The organism is Cytobacillus solani (genome assembly GCF_006704205.1).
GTDB lineage: Bacteria > Bacillota > Bacilli > Bacillales > Cytobacillaceae > Cytobacillus > Cytobacillus solani.
Genome location: NZ_CP041305.1, coordinates 4,529,839 through 4,552,609, shown reverse-complemented (window position 1 = coordinate 4,552,609; position 22,771 = coordinate 4,529,839). Strand labels below are relative to the sequence as shown.

Below are 22,771 nucleotides of genomic sequence, written 5' to 3'. Positions count from 1 at the left end.
ATTATTCATATCTTCTCAACTAAATCTGCACACATTTTTGTAATTATAATGATATTGGGAATGAATTCCTTATATAAGGAGAAAAGAAGATGTATGAATTTTTCAGTCAAATTAGCAATCTATTTACTCAACCGTTAGTCAATATTGGTTTAAGTACAAAAAGTATTCCTATTTTATCAGCATTCATACTAGGTATTGTCGGTGCTTTAGCTCCTTGCCAGTTTACAGGGAATCTAGGAGCAATTACGATATATGGAAATCAATCAGTTCAAAAAACTATAGCTTGGAAGAAAGTCCTCTTCTTTATTTCAGGAAAAATAGTAGTATTTTCCGTTCTAGGTTTTTTAGTCTGGTTATTGGGAAGTGAAATTAAAGTTTCATTTATAACTTATTTCCCCTGGATAAGAAGGATCGTAGGTCCGATGTTTATCCTAATAGGATTCTTTATGCTTGGTCTTATTAAATTTCATAAAACATTCACTTTTGGTAGTATACCTGAGAAATTTCAACAAAAGGGAAGTTTAGGTGCATTTTTAATGGGAGTAAGCTTTACGTTAGGATTCTGTCCAACCATGTTTACTTTATTTTTTGTTACTCTTATGCCAATGGCTTCAGCAGTAAGCTACGGTGCAATTTTACCTATTATTTTTGCAATAGGGACTTCACTTCCATTAATCATTGCTATTATTCTTATATGGTATCTAGAGTTAGGTGGGTCACTCATAAGAAGAAATGGTCGAAAGCTTGGTGTAGTAGTTCAAAAAATTGCAGGAGGATTTATGCTTATTCTAGGAATTTTCGATACTATTACTTACTGGGGGTTTTAAAAGTAGACTGTTCTCTTGACTGGACTTATTATTAATTTCTAAAGAAAATAACCAAAACTCGATTCAAGTTGCGGCTTCAGCACAAGAGCAACTAGTAGCCATTTACAAGGAATGGTCAAACAAATTAAATTGGAATAACCCACAAGTTAATAAAAAATTGGAGTATGAGAGTCTAAGTTAATTTTATATTGTTTTATTTGTTTCCTTAAAAATGGAAAAATAACAATGCTGATCTTCTGAAAAATATCAGCTTGAACTCGTCAGTAATTGACGAGTTTTTTTGTTTTAAAATATTTGAAATTAGGACTATTGTAAATTAGTTCTTTAAAAATCTTTGGATAAATCATTTAGCAAATTAATTAATTTTAATAGTAAAGTTTGCAGTTTCTAGGGATTTTCACAGAACTTTACTATGTTGACATTCTTTTTTTAACTGAGTGAACTGCATCACACTTTGAAGAAATTGCAGTCATTATTATAACAATGTCATAAAAAAAGGAGGAATAATAGTGAAAAAAGTAAAAATGAGTTTGATCACACTACTAATGGTTCTGGGGGTAATACTTGCAGGTTGTAGTACAGAGTCGGATAAAAGTTCTGAACCAGTAGCAAAAGAGAATGAAGTAAATAAGTCTTCAGTGGAAACCAAAGATACAAGTGAATCAGACTTAGAAACAATCCAATATTATTTTACTGCAAATGAGGGAGGAAGTATTTCCAAAATAGAGGCAGCTACTAATAAGGTTGTAGATACAATCGATGTTGATGGAGTAGTCCATAATGTTCAGGTATCACCAGACGGAAAAATGCTAGGTGCCACAGTTATCCTAGGAGGTGGTGAGGGACATGGAGAAGAATCATATGGTGAGTCTGATGGTAATGATTCACATGGAGATTCTCACGAAAAATCAAATGGAGATAGTTCACATAACAATAATTCACATGGGGTAGGCTCAATGGGAAAAGCCCTGTTTTTTGACACTGATACAAATGAACTGTTAAATACTGTTGAAGTAGGCAGTCATCCAGCTAACTTTGTTTTCACAGAGGATGGGAAGTATGCTTTAGTAACAAATACGGAAGATAATAATGTCTCCGTTATTGATATGAAAAGCTTTACTGTAACAGACACGATTAAAACGGGAAAAGGACCACATGGTTTTAGAATTTCTGCAGATAGTCAAAAGGCATATATTGCAAATATGAGTGAAGATACTATTAGTGTTGTAAATTTAGAATTGTTGAAAGAAGAGAAAAGAATTAAGGTTGGTTCAACTCCAGTTACAACAGGCATTACATCTGATGGTAAAACGCTTGTAGCTACTTTGAATTCAGAAAATATGCTTGCAATCGTAGATGTAAAAACTGAACAGATTGAAAAAGTAGAAGTTGGAAATGGTCCAGCACAAGTCTATATTGATGGAAACAATAAATTTGCATATGTTGCAAATCAAGGAACAGAAGAAGTTCCATCTAATTCAGTCTCTGTAGTTGACTTAGTAGCAAAAAAAGTAACAGCTACGATTGAAACAGGCAAGGGTGCTCATGGAGTTGTAACAAGCTCTGATAACAAGCGACTCTATGTGACAAATATGTTTGAAAATACGGTTACGATTATCGATACAAAACAAAATAAAGTGATTGATACAATTGAAGTCGGGGAAATGCCTAATGGGATTAGTATCATGAACTAAGGAATAAAAATATTAGATTTCTAACTGCCGTTACCTAATAATGGGTAACGGCTTTGTGTTTAGAGGAAACGCATTAAGAGTGTTTTACAAGCCTACCTACTAATCATTTTTGTACAAATTTTCCGTATACGTATTGTAATCTATATTAAAGTAGTTCCAAAAAGAGCTTAATTGCAGATCTATTATTGTGGGAAAATCCGTAATCGATTATTAGCGCAAGAATTTACTATGTGCTGTTTAAATGGAACTATTTCTCCCAAAACCCTAGTGAAATTATCCCAATCAGGAGAGGTGGAATTGATATTCACGGCGTTTTAATTGGAAGAATATTAACTACAATCATTTTTGCTAAAAAGAAGGGTGTTTCATTTTGCAATTAGCGGATATAACAGCACCTAGTACTATTCGTAGGCAAGTCATTGGCCGATGGGGAAACTTTATAAATCAGGAAGCAAACGGAACAAAGGTAACGAGATCCTTTTTAGAAAATCTTAATTTACCAGAATACATCATCAATCAAATGTACAAAGAATGAGTAGACTATTATCCAACCTTCTTGTAAGAATCACTTTGGAATTTAATGGGTTTTCTTCTCTTCCTAGTAGTAAGAAGAAATAGAGATTTCAACTAAAGAGGGGGGAAAGGGGACAAAGAAGAATATTTTATTGATAAAAGGGAATACAGATAAAGCGATCCATATTAATTAGTTTTTTGAAACTGCTGCAGAACTTCTGCACATTTTTTTGTTATGTTACTACTAAATACTGAAGGAGGAGTTATATAAATGTTGATTAAAAAAATTAAAAAGCCAGTGTTAATTTCACTATTAGCAAGCATTTTCTTAGTGTTAGGAGCCTGCTCTAATGGAACGGATGATGGCAAAGAGAATAATGAAGAGAAGAACTCTACAGCCAGTGAAGAAAATAAAGAAGGTTCAGAGGAAATGGAAGGAATGGATCATAACAATATGGACATGTCCAGCTCAGGTGCAGTACCTGAAGGTTTGAAAGTTGCCGAAGATCCAACTTATAAAGTTGGAAGTAAAGCGATAATCAATTCTGATCATATGGAAGGTATGAAGGGAGCTGAAGCAACCATTGTAGGAGCCTTTGATACTACTGCATATGCCATTTCTTATGACCCAACTACAGGCGGAGAAAGAGTGAAGAATCATAAGTGGGTGATTCATGAGGAAATTCCAGATGCTGGTGACCAACCATTAGATCCAGGATCCGAATTTACTATTGATGCTTCTCATATGGAGGGGATGGATGGTGCTAAAGCAGTAATTGATACTGCTGAAAAAACTACTGTGTATATGGTTGATTTCACAACAACTACCAGTGATATTGAAGTGAAAAATCATAAATGGGTAACAGAAAGTGAATTATCACCGATTGAATAATATAAGCACAATTCTTTGGGTTTAAAAATCATTAGAAAATTAAGATAACCATTTCTAATAAGTATTGCCCATTGGTTGATATTCTTATTAAATGAAAAAAATGGTCATTTTTTGGCCATTTTTTTATGGGTTTTAATTAATCTTATTATCATACCTTTGATGGTGATATCTCTCTATTATAAAGATTGCATGTTAATATAAATGGAAATAGTTTTTACATTAATAAAGTTTAATTTAATCCGATAAAAAAAGAGTCAAAATAATGTACTTGAGGGAGTAAAGTGAGAAATTTTAACATAAGGACAATAAAAGTATTACTAGCAATTTCGATTATCCTATTTTTTTGTTTACTAGCGCTTATTATTTTTCAATATGGAAAGGTGCTCGATGTCAACAAAGAAAAACATGTAATAGAGGATAAGAGCAAGGAAAAAAAGGAAATGGAAAATACAAATGACAGTAATAATACAAAATCAATTTCAAAAAATAAGGCAGCTATACCAAACAATAATATTGAAGATGAAAAACAGTCAAATGAAATATTACCAGACAAATCAGCGCTTCAAAAAGATGCTGCACTAGATCAAACAAAAATTGATGCATTTAATGAAAATTCTTTAAGAATGCCTAAGATTAATACTGAAAAATATCATAGTACATTTGGTCGTAAGGTTGCTTTTATATATTTTTCTCATAATCGTGAATCTTTTTTGCCCTATTTTAAAGATGGAACAACTCCCAATAAAGCTTATCACTCAAAGTTAAATGTATCACTTATAGGTAAAAGATTAGGAAAATCATTGAAACGTAATGGTATATGGAATATGGTTAATGATGTGGATGTAATAAAAATGCTGAATAAACGAAATCTAAATTTTGGTAGTTCCTATCAAATGTCTAGAGAGATTGTTTTAAATGAAATGAGAATAAATCGCGACTTAGAAATGACGTTTGATATTCACCGCGATGCATTACCAAGAAATTTATCTACAGTAAATATAAACGGGAATTCATTTGCTAAGATTTCATTTGTAATTGGAAGTGCACATGACAATTACAAGGAGAATATTAAATTTACGAAAGGTATTAACGAAGTAATTGAAAAAAATTATCCAGGTCTTTCAAGAGGAGTCATCATAAAAGATAAGAAACAAGGGAATGGCGTGTATAATCAGGATTTATTAGCTAATAGTGTAATTATTGAAGTAGGTGGGATAGAGAATAATTTAGAAGAACTTTATCGAACTGCAGATGTACTAGGTATTGCTATTAGTCAATATTACTGGGGAAACTTACATAAGTAACATATTTTTTAATTTATTTTAAAAACACCCGCGGCTGAGCTATCTTAAGCCGCGGGTTTCATAATTTTTTAATATAATTCGAGAGAAAGATTTCAATTTAAAACTTTATTATTTTATTTAATCTTTTTTTGATTGTTATTCTTAAATACTACAAAAAGCATGTAGATTCATTAGAGAGTGTCTCGAAAATTTTTCTAATGCGTCCCCCACAATTAGCTACACCAAAAGAAGATATGTTGCCTTTTTAATAGAGGCAAGGGAAAGAGGAGTAGAACATATTGTTTTTGTTTCTTTGCTTTACAATGACTAAACTAGGGCACGATTATTTAAAAATGATTGCGTCTATTTCAAATTTATGTCCATTTAATGGTATTACCTCAAAATTATTTCGTCTGTTACTCATGAAGGGGGTATCAGAGTGAATTTTTCAAAAGACTTGCTTCGACTTAGTATTTTATTGATTTTTTTGGTTGGTTGTAATAATGACGACATAAGTAGTTCCATCAGTAATCCAACTCCAAAAGAATATCTAAAGAACGGCAATGCTGATATTTTTCTACTTGATGGGTATGTGTTTTCAAATGCACAAGATGTTGAATGGGTAAAAGAATTGAAATATGAATTAGGCGAGCAGGTAGGCGAGATAACAAAGCAAGCAAATAAGGCATCCAAATTTGAAAGCGGAACAGCGAATAAATTGCCCATTGGAACAAAGATATTTAAAACAGATACACCAGCATATATCGCAATTGTTAATGGAGAAGAGATACCATATTTAAAAATGGTTGAAGGCTAGTACCTTATTCAACCACTAGGGGCTTATCTTCAAATGAAATCCGCCAAATTGGATTTCAAGTAGCAAAAAAATGCAATCTTGATAAAGTTTATGCAGTAGATTGGAATGATCATTTAGATGGTATTCCCGATTTTGAAAAATTGGCAGAGGATAATCAATCAGATATTTTCGATGAGGTTGTAAAAATAGGACAAGAAATGACCATCCAACCTGAAGAATATTATCAACACCACTCGTTAAAAGAATATTTACTTTGGCATAATGATCATCTTCACTTACTTTTATGAAATCCCTCCTGAATTTTTGACTTTCAGGAGGGACTTTTATTGAAAAATGGGAAAATGAGGATTAGTGACAAACCTTTTCAAACCAAATATAATTTCCTTAGTTTACAAAAGGAGAACAGATAACTTTGAATACACAAGAAATATTGCCTAAAGATTTGATTTACCATAAAGAGAAAATTTATTTTTGGATTGTTTGTCTAATTAGTGTCATTTCTTACATCTTTTTCTGTTTGTCTATTATCGGATTGCCTATTATTTTGGTATTATTCTTGCTGTCTTTTTTGCTGCATGGAATGGCAATCGGACGAATTCGGACGAATGCAGTCAAGCTGTCCATCGCCCAATTTCCAGAAATTTATTCTAAAGTAGAAGAGCTATGCCGGAAAATGGAACTCAAAAGGGTTCCGGATGTGTATGTTATGCAGTCAGGTGGGGTGCTGAATGCTTTTGCAACCCGCTTTTTTGGAAAGAATATGGTCATCGTTTATTCGGAGATATTTGATTTGATTGAAAATGAATTGGAGGATGAGCTTTATTTTATCCTGGCACATGAGCTGGCACATATTAAACGAAACCATATTGGAAAGATGGCGTTTATCCTGCCTTCCATGTGGATACCTGGTGTAGCAGAGACCTACTTGCGTGCCTGTGAATACACTTGTGACCGATATGCGGCTTACTATAGCGGCAATTTGCCATCATCAAAAAACAGCTTGATGATGCTAGCCATCGGAAAAAAACTATTTTATCGGACTAACCAGTCGGAGTATATAAAGCAAATCAATCATGAAAAAGGATTCTTTATCTGGCTGAGCGAATTTATCTCGACGCATCCACCACTTCCTAAACGGATTCATGCTCTCCAGACGTATTTTAAGGAGACGGATTCTCCCATTATTCTTCCGAAAAGGAATAATTGGGTATATGGTTTCATTGCTTTAATCGGATTCGGAATGTTTTTTGGCGGTCTTTATTATGGACTGAGTGCCATGAATCCCTTTACTCCTTTTGAGGAGTTTGAGAATGAATCTGTAGAAGTAGTATCCGACACTCCTCCAATTATCCAAGCTGTCATCAATAGAGATCAGGAAATGGCAGAGAAATTGGCCAAAGCTCATGAAGACATTGATCTTGAGGACTATAACGGTTACACAGCAATGGATTGGGCTATAAAAGCAGGGGATAGTGAAATGGTAAAAATCCTGCTTGAAAACGGTGCAAATCCAAATAATGAATCAGGTTATATGATGACACCACTGATGACAGCTGCTACAAAAGGACGGGCAGACATCATTAAAACTCTTCATTCAGCGGGAGCAGAGGTTAATTTTCAAGATTCAGAGAGCAGCATGACCGCATTAATGTATGCAGCACAAGGGGAAAGTGAAGAGACAATTAAAGTTTTGCTTCAGCTAGGTGCAGATCCAAATCTTATGGACTACTCAAATATGACCGCATATATGTATGCAATTGAAATGGGTCATGAGAATATTGCAAAATTATTAGAACCTAGAAGATGAAATGCCCAATTATGAATGTATCCTTGGAATAAGGGTTGCTATAGTAACTTAATCTACTTTCATAAAAGAGCGAATAGAACAAGCGTGTTTTGAAAAAGGATTGATCAAAACACGCTTGTTCTGTTTTTGATTGAATCATCCTTTAAAATACCTAAACAATAATTCTTCTATAGCGGCATAAATTTCTTTTTTAAATTGCATTTGAAGAAATTCTGTAATATTAAATACATCAATAGATTCCTTATCAAATTCCCAGTTTCCCAGTACCATTTCAGCTAAATTCGTATATTGAAGATTCTGGAATTTTATTGGAAGATTATCATCAAGTCTCGTCAATTTGCTCTTCAATATAAAACTTGCAATAAAAATTAGCATGTTATTTGGGATTATCAAAGTCACAATTGATCAATGGTAGATGGAATGTAATATTGGAGAAATCATAATAGTCCTATGTTTTTGAGGAACAATATATTGGAAAATAATAAAAAGGATAAAAAGCGAGGTGTTTTATGAAAAAGGTTGCAATGTTTTTCCTATGTCTTCTTATATTATATCTTCCATCACAAGCTTTTGCTCAACGTAAAATACCTATTTTAATATATCATTCGATTGACGAATTTAAAGGGCAGGGTTCTAAGGAGTTATATGTAACACCAAAGAGTTTCGAGAAACAAATGATTTATCTAAGAGACCATGGCTACACATTATTAACTTTTGATCGATGGCAAGACATTTATAAAGTAAACAAACCCATTTTCATTACCTTTGATGATGGGTATAAAAACAATTTGAATGCATTTGGTATCTTTCAAAAACTGAAAAACGAACGTTTTAAACCAACTGGTACCATTTTTATTATTTCTGACTTTATCGGTCGCTCCAACCGATTATCGAAATCGGATTTAAAAATGATGGCTGATTCGGGGATTATCTCAATTCAATCTCATACTGCTACACATCCTGATTTGACGAAAATAAAAAATTATGAATATGAACTGAAAGGGTCCAAAGAAAAAATTCAAAAAATAACGGGCAAACCAGTTAATGCTCTTGCGTATCCATACGGAAATTTTAGTAACAAGGTCGTAGCAGAAACGAAGAAATACTTTATGTTTGGACTTACGACAACTCCTGAACTATTTTCTGAGAAGGGCATAAAAGACGAATTCTATCTTTTACCACGGATCTATATCAAGTATTCAACTACTCTTGATGACTTTGCAAAGATCGTTAACGGAGAATGAAGACGGTTACTATAAAAAAGAAGGGGATCAAACAACTGATTTAAAACCTGAAATTAAACTGTACAAGTATATGAGCTTAAAGCAGTTTATGTCATTTGTTGAGCAAAAGAAGTTATTTAACGAAAGTAAAGAATGGGGAAGATACTTGGGAAGCCCCAGAAAGTAGTTTTCCGACTATGAGTTTTAAGAAAAATTGAATACTATGGTAATGATAGTATGATGTTCGTGAAAAAATGTACTTAAACAATCGAAGTAGGATAATTTTATAAAAAATATATTAAAAAAGGGGGAAATGACTAACGTTGTTTTTAGAAGAAGAGATTTATGGAATGTTGAATTGGGGATTTGGAATTGTAATGGCAACACAATTAATTTTTTTTGTTGTTCTTTGGATGAATCGTAAATTTGATATACTTTCATTTGTTTACCTTAAAATTTACTTAGTCTTATTCACATTTGCGGGATATAACCTATTGATATCAATAAATACGTTTGAATATCCAACGGGCATGGGTTCAGAAAAGGCTTCATTTAATATAGCAATCGCAGGTATCTTATGGACTTTTAGTATTTTGTTTTTATTACTAAGCATATTTCGACTTGTAAGAACCCGAAAGTAGTTTCTTCTCCAACAAACCAATAAGTAACACTGCAGAAGGATTTTATGCAGTGTTACTTATATAACTTGATAAATAGAATATGAAATGAAAGGTAAGTTTAATAATAATCTGAGTTTTATTTAGTGATATTGGGTAATTATGGAAAGTGTGATCTGAAGAAAATAGAGGAATTATTGTATACAACTTTGCTTCAAAATATGGTATGTACACAAATTTCGTTCACACGATGTAATTTATGTATACAGGTTTGATTCACAATAACAGACAGAAAACATTGACCTGTATAGATTATTTATCAAAAATTTACTTATGTATACAACTTGGATTCCAATATGTATAAAACTTTGTTTCAACGTACAATTCCATATGAAAAACATGTAGTTCATGAATTTTTTTAGTTCGTCTCACTATCTTAAGTATACTTTTAAATTGAGACAGAAAGTGTTATTCGAAATTCAACTTCCTATAATATATATTATGTAAACTAGAAAAATGAAATAAAAAAACAGGACAACCTGATACGTCTCCTCTTGTTTGGAGACAATCCTTTTTTCTAACTTATAATATTTAATTCCTTCTTCAACAATCGCGCCCTATAATGGAATAACTAGAACATGATCTTAATCTTAATCTTAATTGTAGAAGGAAAAATATCCATAAAAATGTTAAATTAGCGATTACTGCTACAGTGTGCTATACTTAGTCTACCATTTGTACTATTACTGATTGTGTTTCATGATTGTTGCACATGCCCTATTCATTTATTGAATAGGGCTTTCATTTTGTTGATAAAGTCTCTTGTTCTGTATATTATCTTAAATTGGCAATCCTACTGTCCCTAAATACAGATAAAAGCAATTTAAGCAAATAAAAAAACAGACCCTTCATTTAGGGTCTGTTATCTGCTATTTTTAAGCTTTTTGAACGTTTGTAGCTTGTGGGCCACGCTGTCCTTGTTCAACTTCAAACGTTACACTTTGACCTTCGTCTAAAGATTTGAAACCTTCGCTTTGGATTGCTGAGAAATGTACGAATACGTCTTCTCCTGCTTCACGCTCGATGAATCCAAAACCTTTTTCTGCATTAAACCACTTAACTTTACCTTGTTCCATAATTGTTGCCTCCTCGTGTGGATCTCCACACATTGTGTTACTATCCTTGCTCAAATACCTTAGACGAAAAACAAAATCTATTCTCAATCTGAAAAAAGAACAAAAATAATTCTTCTTAAGAATAACAGACATATCATGAAATAGCAAATAGTATATCTCTCATTTCTGATGAAGGTATTTCTTTATCAAATGTTAATGTTATTGAAGAAAATGGTCCGATACAAAAGAACACCTTCTTCAAGAATGGAGCCCTTTTCTTGAAGAAACAAAAATTTTTTTGTGGTAATGCTGAAGAATAGAACAGGTTTCAAAAAAACAATGGACTATTCTATGTCGTGACATGACTATTGGAACAGCCCATTGATGTTATAATGTCTTCCAAGGCTAAATTCAGCTCAGACCGTTCGGATGTCTCTTCAAATATTCTGCTCTTGCTCCATTTAACAACTCCATCAATACCATAATATCTTCCTCAGTTGAATCGTAGTTCGTAATGCAAGCTCGCAGTACTGGAACCTTGTTTATTTCGTATACTGAAATCCATGCCTGCCCTGAACGTAATATCTCTTGACATATAAATGATGCGAAATTCGATTGGATCTTTGATTGAATATTGAAATCAGTAAAGCATACAACAGGCAATATGGTATCATTGACAACCTTCCAGTTAGAGCATGCAAGCTCCCTGCGTAACCGATTGCCCATCTCTGTCTGGTGCTGCACCATGCTGCGATAGCCTTCCCAACCAGCAGTTACAAGTGATAAATACACTTTCAAACCGATAAACCTTCGCGACCATTGAATCGAATGGGTGAACGGATCAATTACATCCAGATCAACCCCTTCTTTCGGCATATAATCTGCCGTGATGCTGAAAGTTCTATGTAAGATGTCCTTATGCCGTGTAATATAAATTCCCGCCCCCATCGGGACAGACATCCACTTGTGCGCATCGAAGGTAATGGAGTCAGCTCGGTCAATACCATGAAGTAGATCAAGCATTTCTGGTGCAAACACGGAGGCTCCACCGTACGCAGCATCCACATGCAGCCACAGTTGCTCACGTTCAGCCAAGTTTGCGATTTCATTAATGGGATCAATCGCTCCGGCGCCGGTCGTTCCACCCGTCGCAATGATGAGAAAAGGAGTGTATCCAGCAGCGCGATCCACTTGAATCTGATGATGAAGCGCAGGAACATCTATATGCATTTCAGAGTCCGTCGTAATAATACGAAGGGAATCTGTACCTAGTCCGCAGGAACGCGCTGCCTTTACCAGAGAATGGTGGCTTTCAGCAGAAGCGTACATGACAGGATGCGTGGGGAGTGACCTCAGCCCTTCTTTGGCATAAGATGGGAAATAATGCACTAGTGCGGTCAGTACGGCCGTCAAATTTGCTTCCGCTCCCCCCGTTGTAAATGTCCCATCTGCTGCCTCTGCTGAATAACCGAATTTTGAAGCTATCTCTTTCAATACATAGTTCTCTATTTCGACCGCTACAGGCGCATGGCTCCAGGCTGCAAGCTGCGGATTGAATGCTGCAGTAATCGTATCCGCCATAATTCCCATGAAGTTGGGCCGCGGATTATACAGACCGAAATATCGCGGGTGTGGCGTATGTACCTGGTATTGCCTTAACCCCTCCAAGATATGATAAATCGCCTCGCGTGCGCTGACGGGATGCTCAAAAGATATTCTACGTACATATTCTGCAACCTCATCCACACTGAGTTCAGGTGAAACACGAACCCCGCGTATGTGCGTCATATAATCATTGATTTGCTCCAACAGGTAGGTTCCAATGTGCATGCGTTCATCCGTATCAAGATTAAGAATTGAATTATGCTTCAGCATGTGGAAAATGCATCTCCCTTCATTTTGTAAAAATTCCATTGCTAATTCAGATTATACATTAGCAGAACTCGGGTGGTATGCATCTTCGAATAAAACCGCAATATTTCGAAACAATCTCTCTCCACTTGGCGATGCTGTTGGCGCTCGCCAGCGACGGCAGCCGAAATGAATAATAACACCACCGAAATAGTTCAAGAATGCTTATTATACTTATCGTTATATTGAATGCTACACAAAAAAATGACATTTTATTGGCAGGCAAAAGAATCCCCTCGTTCACTTATTAAACTCTTCTTCCCTATAGTATAATTGTAATCTTTTACAAAAATCACACTAGCATTACCTTATTTATTCGATTCTTCTTGGGATTCTTCCTCCATTAAATGGCCCGTTTGTTGAACAAATGTAAAACATGTTCCTCAACTATGCTGCTGCGATAATTTAATAAAAAGGTGATCCTTCATATTTGAAGAATCACCACTCTTTATATATCTCTTTAAAAATTTCTAAATTTCAAACTTATGATTGATTAAATTAGGAGCAACCTTGTAGTTTTCGTAGCTAGGTCATACTTAATTGTCTATAAAAAGTAAAAGGGAACAAATCATGGGTCATATTTGAGTTGTTTAATATTAATAATTTTACATTTAATAATCAATGTTTCAAATGACTTTAGGTCACGACTTAGTTGTCTGAGAACAGATATATACTATCTGTTCTTTAAATAGCTGTTTTTATTAAAGTTTTTTCCACGTTCCTCCCCCTTTTTATCTTTTTCTTTACTTTACCACAAAAATCCATTTTATTATTGTGCTAACCTGCCCCTTTAGTGAAAAAGCGACTGTTCTTGTTGAACAATCGCCCCCGTTAGTTGAATAAGAAAAAGCTACCAACTCGCTATTTAAAGAAAGAGTTATTATCTTTTATAACAAGTTTTAACTTATAAATTTTTTCTTTATAGGTCCCATTATTATCAAGTATATTCCTTTACTTATGTCTTCAAAAATCAATTAACTTCTTTTATTACTTTTGAATTCAGAGTAAATATTAAGGAAATGACCACGATTAAGATTCCACATAAAAGCATAATGTTTGAGCGAGCTTTTATTGAATTAAATATACTGTGTTTGAGTAGGCTAATAAATAGAGATTTCCTTGAAATAATTAATATCACACTCCTACTGAAACCGCTTTCACAAAATTGTTAAGCAAAGTCTCAGAAAAATTATTCTAAGACCCTAAATAAATACCGTTCCAAACATACCTGGCATCTAAAATTTTATTTTGGCAGGCGTTCTTTAATTAACTCTGCAAAATATTCCGCTCCAATTGTTAGTATCTTATCATTATAGTCATAGCGTGAGTTATGAAGTGGAACATTGCCTATTCCTTCAGAATCATCACCATTTCCTATAAATACAAAACACCCAGGAATATTCTGTAAAAACGTACCAAAATCTTCAGAAGCCATCCACTGTTGACAATTTCCATCCACATTATTTTCACCAACAACATTTCGGGCTGCTCTTACCGCAATATCAACACACTTTTCCGAGTTAACCGTTGGTGCGAATTCATGGGTATATTCAAATTGACATTCTGCCCCATTTATTTTACAAATTCCCTCACTAATCGTTTGCATCCTTTCTTCTAGCAACTTTGATACCTCTTGAGTATAACTTCTAGTATCCCCTTTAATCAGTACATTCGTAGGAATCGCATTGTGAATCCCATCTGTAATAAATTCAGTACATGAAATCACAGCAGGAACACTTGGGTCCATATTACGGGATATAATGGTCTGCAAAGCAAGGACAATTTCAGACGCAATAACGATTGGATCTTTCCCCATATGAGGACTTGAAGCATGTGAGCCTTGCCCCTTAATACGGATCACAAAGTTATCCTCACTTCCCATAATTCCACCCACACGAGTTGAAATTGAACCTGCAGGCATACCTGGCCTATTGTGCATTCCATAAATCTCATCCATTGGGAAACGTTCAAAAAGTCCATCTTTTATCATCGCAGAAGCGCCTTTACCAGGTTCCTCTGCAGGTTGAAAAATAAATCTAACTGTTCCGCTAAAATTTTTACGCTCTGTTAATAACTTGGCTGCCCCCAATACTGTGGCCATATGTCCATCATGACCACACGCATGCATTTTGCCCGGATTCTGGGAGGTGTATGGATGTTGCCCCACCTCTGTTAAGTTAATAGCATCTATATCTGATCGAATACCGATAATACCTTCCCCATCGCCCACTGTAAGATTAGCAACGATTCCAGTACCACCAATATTTCTGTGAACCTCTAATCCCATATCTTTTAGTACTTTAGCAAGAAATTCAGAAGTATTTTTTTCTTCAAAAGCGCTTTCAGGATGCGAATGAAGATAATGCCTCCACTCAGTAAGCTGTTTTTCAAAATTTTCGTTACTCATATTAATCTCAATCCCTCATAAATTACTTTTGATTAATTTTTCATGGAAAGGGGTGCAACATGCTAAGGCGAGACATGTCAGAAGCAGCCCTCTCCTTAAAAAATTTATTATACAGATGGATATGCACCATCCCATACTACTTTTCTATAATTATCTGGATCAGTGTCACCTTCTGTGCTGATAATAAGTATTTTTGAGTCTTTATTTAAATTTAAAATTTCAGCTATTTCTTTTAAACCGTTTTCATCTAAAATTAGGCTCAAAATACCCAGACCTACTGCACCAGATTCTCCAGATATAACTTTAGGATCTCCTTTTAATGGATGACCAAGTATTCTCATTGCTCTTGCTGCTACATAATCTGGACAGGATATATACATATCTGAATATTCTCTTAAAATTTTCCAACCAACAGTGCTAGGCTCTCCACAAGCAAGTCCTGCCATTATAGTTGGCATAAAACCTGTTACTGCATGAGGCTTTCTATCATTTGCTTTAGCAGATTTATATATACATGCTGCATCATTTGGCTCAACGATAACAGTTGTTGGTCTATCTTTGCCAAATTTGGAGGCTAAATATCCTTGTACAGTTCCTGCAAAAGAACCAACACCTGCTTGAAGGAATACATGAGTAGGCATATCTTTTCCATTAGCCTTAATCTGGTCAAATGCTTCATCAACAAGTGTTACATATCCCTGCATAATCCATGTTGGAATTTTTTCATAACCTTCCCAAGCACTATCCTGTATCAATACTCCATTATATTCATCTGCATATTTACTAGCTAATCTGACAGCATCATCATAGTTTAAATCAGTTATAGAAGCTTCTGCTCCTTCTTTTCTAATATTGTTTAATCTTATTTCCGAAGACCCTTTTGGCATAAATACTACTGATTTTTGTCCCAGATGGTTTGCAGCCCAGGCAATTCCTCTTCCATGATTTCCATCAGTTGCTGTTACAAAAGTAATATCTCCAAGTTTCTCTTTTACTTCTTTACTTCTTAGTTTTTCAAAAGAAAGCTCTGAAATATCGACGTTTAATTTTTCTGCTAGATATTTACCAACGGCATAGGAACCACCTAATACTTTAAAAGCATTAAGTCCAAATCTATAAGATTCATCTTTCACCCATATATTGCTAACTCCTAATTGTTTAGACAACTGATCTAAGCTGTGAAGTGGAGTTACTCTATATTCTGGAAAACTTTTATGAAAAATTCTTACCTTTTCAACTACTTCACTATTAATAAATTCTACAGATGCTTTCTCTGTATCTGTTTTTCTAGCATTTTCATTTACAATATATTTAATTTCTGTTAAATCTCTCATTTTTACACCTCCTAAATAAAGCGTTCTATTCTAAAATTGCCATGACCTCAATTTCTACACCCGCATCTTTAGGTAACCTAGATACCTCGACACAACATCTAGCAGGATAATTTTCTATAAAAAATTCTCCATATACTTCATTTACCTCAGAAAAATTGGATAAATCTTTTAAAAATACTGTTACTTTTACAACATCTTCTAAAGAAGATCCAGCTGCCTCTAAAATTTCTTTTACATTATTTAAAGATTGTTTTGTTTGTTCTTTTATATCCTCTGGTATTTCTCCAGTTTGAGGATTTACAGGAAGTTGACCTGAAACAAAAATAGATTGATCCTTTTTAATTGCTTGAGAATATGGTCCTATTGCTCCAGGTGCATTTTTTGTTGAAATTACTTCTTTAACCATTAATATATTCCTCCTTGTGTTTTCTTCATGTGTCTATCTAAAAGATATGCTTTTCATAAGTATCATCCTTGCAAACACTTACATTTCTTTATATAACCGTGCCATTCTAATTAAATAGGAAAGATACCTCAAATTCTTAAGCCATGCTTTTTTTATTTACCTCGACAGATTATTACTGATTACCTGCAAGAGTGCTAACTACGTCAAGTAATACATTGGTTCCATCTACCAAATCGGTATCTTTTGTATACTCCTTAGGATTATGACTAATACCATCTATACTTGGAACGAAAATCATAGCTGTAGGGCATATACGAGCCATCATTTGAGCATCATGTCCCGCGCCAGATGTCATTCGTCTTGATTGGAGTCCGTGTTTACTAACAACTTGCTCTATCAGTTTAACGATTGTTTCATCAAAAGAAACTGGGTTGAAACGTACTAGTTGTTCTGATTTAATTTGTACTTCTTTGGATGCAGCTAGTTCTTTAAGGTATTTTGCAAGTGCTTGCTCTTCCTCTTGCAATCTCTGCTCACTTGGGTCACGCAAATCAACAGTAAATGTTGCCGAAGATGGAACGACATTAACAGCATTTGGCTTAAAACTAATTGTTCCAACTGTTGCAACAGTTTGCCCATTAGAAGCGTCTGCACGATCGCGTAAATATGTTATTACTCGAGCCGCCTCAAGTCCTGCATCACGTCGCATATCAGTTGGTGTAGTACCAGCGTGATTTGCAACGCCTTCAATCGTAATGCGCTGCCAAGAAATGCCTTGAAGATTCTCAACAGCACCAATTGGAATACCCATTTTATCAAGAATTGGACCTTGTTCTATATGAAGCTCAATGTAAGCGTGTGGCTTTAAAAACCCAGGCTCCTTCGTACCAGCATATCCAATACGTTCGAGTTCCTCGCCTAATAGTGTGCCATCCGTACCTACTGATTTAAGCGCATCATCAACTGAGAGCCCGCTAACATACACAAGGGATCCCATCATGTCGGGCTGATAGCGCACTCCCTCCTCATTGGTAAATGCTACGACTGCAATTGGACGAGTTGGAATAAAAGCTTTCTCCTGCAAAGTGTTTATTACTTCAAGCCCAGAAAGTACTCCATAGCATCCGTCATACATACCCGCGTTAATGACTGTGTCGATGTGTGAACCCAGTAAAATTGGTGCTTCATTTCTATTTTCAGTACCATACCAAATACCAAAGATATTACCGATTCTGTCGATTTCGACTTCCAATCCAGCTTCCTTCATCCAAGTGACTAATTGGTCACGTCCAGCTTTATCTGCATCTGAAGCAGCTAATCTCGTTCGTTTGTTGTCATTACCCAGACCAATTCGGCCAAGTTCTTGAATGCGGTTAAGTAGGCGTTCAGAGTTGATTGATAGTTTTAAATTAGTAACTGTCATGTTCATTCCCCCTTTTTAAAAGGTAAAGAAAAATTTGTTAAACATAAAGTAAATCAGCTGATTTATAGTAAATCACATTTATAAAAATGTAATTATAATGTTATAATAGTTTATTAATTGTTCAGAAAATACTAATATTGAATATAAAAATATAAAAATATTGAGGTGCTCACCATGCAAATAAAAAACTTCCTGATTGATGAAAGTTTAAAAGAGCTAACTAAACATCATACAGTTGTATTGCCAATTGCATGTTATCAAACCACCATTACTCAAAATATACATGGCTATATTCCACTTCATTGGCATGACGAAATTCAATTTGTGTTGATCGTGAAAGGGGAAGCAATTTTTCAAATTAATGAAGATTGGATAGTGGTTCGAGAAGGTGATGGACTGTTTATTAATAGTGGACGCCTGCACATGGCACAGGAAAAAGATCAGTCGGGTTGTGTCTATATTTGCTTAAACCTCTCTCCTTATTTTGTTATATCACAAGAACTTTATACTACATATGTAAAGCCTTATATTCAAGCGACTAATTTACCTTACCTATATGTAGATGCAAATGAGATTTGGGGGAAAAATATTTTAGATGCAATTTTAGAAATCTATCAAAGTATTGAGCAAAAGCCCCAATACTATGAAATCGATATAACCATGCAACTAACATTAATTTGGAAAAACTTAATCGATAATGGTTTTAAACTAGAATATGTTCAGACAGAAGTATTAAAGAGTAAAAGAATGAAGGAAATGTTAAGTTGGATACATCAGCATTATGCAGAAAAAATTATGTTAGAAGATATTGCTAGGGCTGGTCAGCTGAGCCGTTCTGAATGCTGTCGGTATTTCAAGCGCTTTTTAAAATGTACACCATTAAATTATGTTATAGATTATCGTATTCAAAAGAGCTTATATCTACTGCAGCAAGGTGATTCTACTATTACTGAAGTTGCCTATCAAGTTGGTTTTAATAGTACAAGCTATTTTATTAAAGAATTTAGAAATTCCATGAACATGACTCCCTTAGCATACAAAAAAAATAAAATGCATAAGGACGAAGCTGGTTTTGTCTACTAAATGTTCATGAATGCTACCAATCCGTCCTTCAGGAAGAATCCTTGCATCTTTAAAGAATTTCCAGCAATTGAATCAATATGTATGACCCGGAGATTGCAGGTTTTGGTTGAACACCGATAACAGGCCCCGTTTCCCGAAAGCAGCTAAAATCATTTTTCACCGAATGACAGAAGAACAAACCAGAAAACGGTGGGGAAATGAAGCACTAAAGGAGAAAAAGAAAGGCATCGTAAAGAAGGAACTATTCTAAAAAATCTGATGGTTAAAATAAAGGTTTGATTTGATGGTAAAAAAATAAATGGTTAGAACAACCCCTACTTGCTCCAAATAAAACCGAAATCGCAAAAGAAATATATTGTTCTTCCCCACAGGAAGGGTATTTTATATTTTTAAGAAAAAGTTTTGTTAAACACAACAGTTATTCTAAGTGAAAACATTCATAAACTATTTTTTTCATAAATATCCAAATCAACCACCTAGTGTTATTCAAGAATCTGACCCAATTGTTGAACAAAGTACAAACGCACTCTAGAACTATCCTGCCCCGATAGTTCTTTAAGGGTAGTTTTTCACTTTAATGCGAATGTATGATAATGCTAAGAATTGTATTTTCAAAAGGCCGCCAATTGGCAGCCCTTTGAAGTTTAAACTAACTCTAAGATTTCTTTGAAATTATTCACTACAAAATCAGCTTGTTTTAATTCATCTTCTTGAGCAAAGTCAAAGTTCACACCAACGGCAATAAGTTCATTATCCTTAGCAGCAGTTATATCTGAAGAACGATCTCCGACAACGTAACCTTTTCCAATTTGATTTTTACTTTTCACCATTTGTACTAAATCAGACTTATGCCCAGATTTAATCAGTTGGATACTATATGTATTTTGAATAAATCTATCCAAATTATAAGTTTCTACAATTGCTTGTAAATATTCTATCTGTCCATTGCTGGAAATAAATAAAGGATACTTTTTACTTAACTCATTTAATGTTCTCTCCACATCAGCATATAATGCACCTTTTTGTGCTTGAATTAGTTCAATAAGCTTTTTATGAAAAATCTCATTGCTCTTTACTCGTATTTCTAGTGAGTGGTTTGGGCAAAGTGTTTCCCATACCACTGGTAGAGGGACACCCATAATTCCCCTATATTGCTCAATCGGTGTTTTTGTATCCCATAAACTTTTTTTCGTAGTACATCAAATGTTTCTTCTAGGGCAGGATCTAAAATTAAATTTGTTTGAAATAAGGTTCCATCCATATCAAAAATAATTGCTTTACTCATTGAAAATTCCCCCTCCCTCTATCTCTCAGTAAAACATAATATAATTTTTAAAAAGCGCTGCCATAGAGACAGCTCCAATCTTAAGCTAACGCTACCCGTTAGTTTAAGTGAAATTCTTCACAATCTTTTGCACATTAGTCAAATAGAAAGGACGTCGCCACAGCGACCATTAATTTTAAATAAGCTAATTTTCTGACTCCGCAGGAGCTATATCGTTCCCTTGATCTTGCCATAACCTAATACTTTCCCTTGGCCGATTGACTAGCTGTCTTAGCTTCTTGCCGGAAAGGTTTGAGTGTCCTACCGGCCGGAAGCTTATTCGGGTTGCAGTGTTTTACGATTCGGAAGGTAAAAGGGAAAAATAATTAAAAAGACCTCTCAGATTTCTGAGAGATCTTAGACTAACATTTTTAGGTTAATTATAGGTCTTTTACGATGAGTATTAACATAGCATTATTAAAATTTTAAAGATATAAATGTTTGTCAAGCTAACTATTTTTAACCTCTTTTATATATTCCCATGTTTGACCTTTATCTTTTGATTGATAAAGTGCACTACTATTACCATTATAGTCTCCATCTGAACCTTGTCCTATCAACAGATTAAAAACTCCATCTTCTTCATAAGGCATACCTGGAGAATCAAAAGGGCTTATAGATTGTCCATTATCTAATTTCACTTTATGAGGTGTAAAATTTACCTTCTTAAATGAAGTACCTCCGTCATCCGTACGATATAATGCTCCTTCATTACCTGAGGGATTGACTGCTCCTAAAAATCCAAGTTTGTCATCCAAAAAAACTAATCCTGAGGCACTTCCGATTGTCCCGCTAAATGGGTCATTATTTATAACAGTCCATGTTTTTTCCCCATCCATGGTCTTGCTTAGTGAATAAAACGTACTTCCTAATGCTTTATCCGTAACATTTAGTTTAAATCCGACTTCTTTAGATAGATAAAATTGTTCCTTAGTATTCTTTAATTCATTTTTCTTCTCATTAGAATTTGCTTGATTTTGAGTAGTAGATGGCTTACTCCAATTCGGATCACCTATTAAGTTATATCTTGCAGGGGTAATCATTTTTTCCTTCCCAGGGATGAATATTGATACCGTATATCCAATTATCTCTGAAGTTGCAACTTCCGGACTATACTCTTTTCCGTCCTTATCAATATTAATGATTCCATTTGTATTATATCCCCAGTTTCTTTTTCCATAATAAACCAACCCATACTGATTTTCGTTCCACTTACTAACTTTTTGTTTAATCGGAATAATACTAACTGTTTTAACTAAAGGCTCTACCAACTTATCGACATTATAAGTGGGCCCAGCATAACCATTTAATATTAAAGTAATATTTTTTGATTTATTTTTATCAAAAGTTATTAGGTAACTCTCTTCTTTTCCATCTTCATTTTTCCCATATACAAATGTATCAAATGATGTAATTGTTCCATCTGAATTAAATTTAAGGGAAAAATTATTTACCATATATAATTCTTGGGGCAAAGTATGATCTTTATTTATATCTTCAAAAATACCTTTTAAACCATAATTATATATATTGTTATGTTCAAATTTAACTGACCTTTCATTTTTTAATCGTTCTATATACCATGCAAGTTTACCGCCGTAATTTGTTGCACTTTTATAAATGTTCACTCCATATAATAATGTAATTGCAACAAAGATGATAATCGAAATATATTTCCATGACTTCAAATTAGTTAAATTTTTTAATTTATGTTCACTTTCTTTTATCATTTTAATTGTAGTAAACAAAATGATCGATAATAATAAGACTATGCTTAATAATAAAATATATAGATTATTATTCATTCTTCCATACTTGCATATTGAAGCTAACTCATGTCCAAAAATCCAGTATCCAATTATGAAGATTGGATTTGTTAATAATGAAATAAGTACTCTTTTTACATTTCCCCTAAATATGTAGATCACCCCTATTTCATCTTATTTATCTATATTGAGTATACTTTGTTTTACTAGATTTTTGCATGATTCGTGATTATCATGTTATACATGAAGGTCAATAATACCCGTGTTTATATAAAAAAGCCCCTTAAAAATAGTCTTAACTACATAAATTGGAAACAGGAAAAAAGGCC

At 34.2% G+C, this 22,771-nt stretch carries 17 protein-coding genes and 3 pseudogenes; 11 read left to right on the top strand and 9 right to left on the bottom strand.

From position 1 onward, the window contains the following. The first annotated feature begins 89 nt into the window (after positions 1–89). From FI644_RS22860 to FI644_RS22830, 8 genes and pseudogenes are all read left to right on the top strand, one after another. Complete coding sequence (locus tag FI644_RS22860) at positions 90–827, top strand: urease accessory protein UreH domain-containing protein (protein WP_053475975.1); 738 nt, start codon at positions 90–92, stop codon at positions 825–827. A 509-nt stretch (positions 828–1,336) separates the two neighbouring features. Further along, a complete protein-coding gene (locus FI644_RS22855) occupies positions 1,337–2,521 on the top strand; it encodes a YncE family protein (RefSeq protein WP_053475976.1) in 1,185 nt (394 codons plus the stop codon). Between the two features lie 161 nt (positions 2,522–2,682). Then, positions 2,683–3,080: pseudogene (locus FI644_RS22850) on the top strand (prolipoprotein diacylglyceryl transferase family protein); the annotation flags it as partial. Between the two features lie 225 nt (positions 3,081–3,305). Further along, the gene (locus FI644_RS22845; RefSeq protein ID WP_053475977.1) at positions 3,306–3,926 is read left to right on the top strand and encodes a YdhK family protein; all 621 of its coding nucleotides are present in this window, start codon (positions 3,306–3,308) and stop codon (positions 3,924–3,926) included. A gap of 281 nt (positions 3,927–4,207) precedes the next feature. Further along, positions 4,208–5,230, top strand: a complete 1,023-nt coding sequence (spoIIP, locus tag FI644_RS22840; RefSeq protein ID WP_053475978.1) for a stage II sporulation protein P — start codon at positions 4,208–4,210, stop codon at positions 5,228–5,230. A 418-nt stretch (positions 5,231–5,648) separates the two neighbouring features. After that, positions 5,649–6,026 (top strand): hypothetical protein, encoded by a 378-nt coding sequence (locus tag FI644_RS22835; RefSeq protein ID WP_142108852.1) that lies wholly within the window; start codon positions 5,649–5,651, stop codon positions 6,024–6,026. Positions 6,027–6,061: 35 nt separating this feature from the next. Continuing rightward, positions 6,062–6,313: pseudogene (locus FI644_RS27420) on the top strand (DUF5694 domain-containing protein); the annotation flags it as partial. 125 nt (positions 6,314–6,438) lie between these two features. Then, entirely contained in the window at positions 6,439–7,833 is a 1,395-nt protein-coding gene (locus FI644_RS22830) for a M48 family metallopeptidase (protein WP_142108851.1), read from the top strand. A 135-nt stretch (positions 7,834–7,968) separates the two neighbouring features. On the opposite strand, the gene FI644_RS26520 is transcribed toward FI644_RS22830, so the two are convergent. After that, positions 7,969–8,181, bottom strand: coding sequence for a hypothetical protein (locus FI644_RS26520; RefSeq protein WP_156319113.1), 213 nt, complete (start codon positions 8,179–8,181; stop codon positions 7,969–7,971). Between the two features lie 161 nt (positions 8,182–8,342). On the opposite strand from FI644_RS26520, the gene FI644_RS22825 reads away from it, so the two are divergent. Continuing rightward, positions 8,343–9,077 carry a polysaccharide deacetylase family protein gene (locus FI644_RS22825; protein WP_053475982.1) on the top strand — a complete coding sequence of 245 codons (735 nt, stop codon included), beginning with the start codon at positions 8,343–8,345 and terminating at the stop codon, positions 9,075–9,077. A 302-nt stretch (positions 9,078–9,379) separates the two neighbouring features. After that, on the top strand, positions 9,380–9,697 hold the full coding sequence (locus tag FI644_RS22820) for a hypothetical protein (protein ID WP_053475983.1): 318 nt from the start codon (positions 9,380–9,382) through the stop codon (positions 9,695–9,697). Between the two features lie 911 nt (positions 9,698–10,608). On the opposite strand, the gene FI644_RS22815 is transcribed toward FI644_RS22820, so the two are convergent. The 6 genes from FI644_RS22815 to FI644_RS22790 form a co-directional block, all read right to left on the bottom strand. Continuing rightward, on the bottom strand, positions 10,609–10,809 hold the full coding sequence (locus FI644_RS22815; protein WP_053474558.1) for a cold-shock protein: 201 nt from the start codon (positions 10,807–10,809) through the stop codon (positions 10,609–10,611). Positions 10,810–11,199: 390 nt separating this feature from the next. Then, on the bottom strand, positions 11,200–12,663 hold the full coding sequence (locus FI644_RS22810; protein WP_056684597.1) for a pyridoxal phosphate-dependent decarboxylase family protein: 1,464 nt from the start codon (positions 12,661–12,663) through the stop codon (positions 11,200–11,202). A gap of 1,279 nt (positions 12,664–13,942) precedes the next feature. Continuing rightward, on the bottom strand, positions 13,943–15,106 hold the full coding sequence (locus FI644_RS22805) for a M20 aminoacylase family protein (protein ID WP_053475987.1): 1,164 nt from the start codon (positions 15,104–15,106) through the stop codon (positions 13,943–13,945). 107 nt (positions 15,107–15,213) lie between these two features. After that, on the bottom strand, positions 15,214–16,440 hold the full coding sequence (dpaL, locus tag FI644_RS22800; RefSeq protein ID WP_053475988.1) for a diaminopropionate ammonia-lyase: 1,227 nt from the start codon (positions 16,438–16,440) through the stop codon (positions 15,214–15,216). Between the two features lie 25 nt (positions 16,441–16,465). Continuing rightward, positions 16,466–16,846, bottom strand: a complete 381-nt coding sequence (locus FI644_RS22795; protein ID WP_056684602.1) for a RidA family protein — start codon at positions 16,844–16,846, stop codon at positions 16,466–16,468. Positions 16,847–17,018: 172 nt separating this feature from the next. Further along, a complete protein-coding gene (locus FI644_RS22790) occupies positions 17,019–18,269 on the bottom strand; it encodes a Zn-dependent hydrolase (RefSeq protein ID WP_053475990.1) in 1,251 nt (416 codons plus the stop codon). A gap of 174 nt (positions 18,270–18,443) precedes the next feature. Here FI644_RS22790 and FI644_RS22785 point away from each other — a divergent pair, with 174 nt between their 5' ends. Beyond that, positions 18,444–19,352: an AraC family transcriptional regulator gene (locus tag FI644_RS22785; RefSeq protein ID WP_053475991.1), complete on the top strand. Its 909-nt coding sequence runs from the start codon at positions 18,444–18,446 to the stop codon at positions 19,350–19,352. A gap of 644 nt (positions 19,353–19,996) precedes the next feature. Here FI644_RS22785 and FI644_RS22780 read toward each other — a convergent pair. After that, positions 19,997–20,637 (bottom strand): annotated as a pseudogene (locus FI644_RS22780) (HAD hydrolase-like protein). A gap of 488 nt (positions 20,638–21,125) precedes the next feature. Further along, on the bottom strand, positions 21,126–22,604 hold the full coding sequence (locus FI644_RS22775; RefSeq protein ID WP_142108850.1) for a WD40/YVTN/BNR-like repeat-containing protein: 1,479 nt from the start codon (positions 22,602–22,604) through the stop codon (positions 21,126–21,128). Positions 22,605–22,771: the final 167 nt, after the last annotated feature.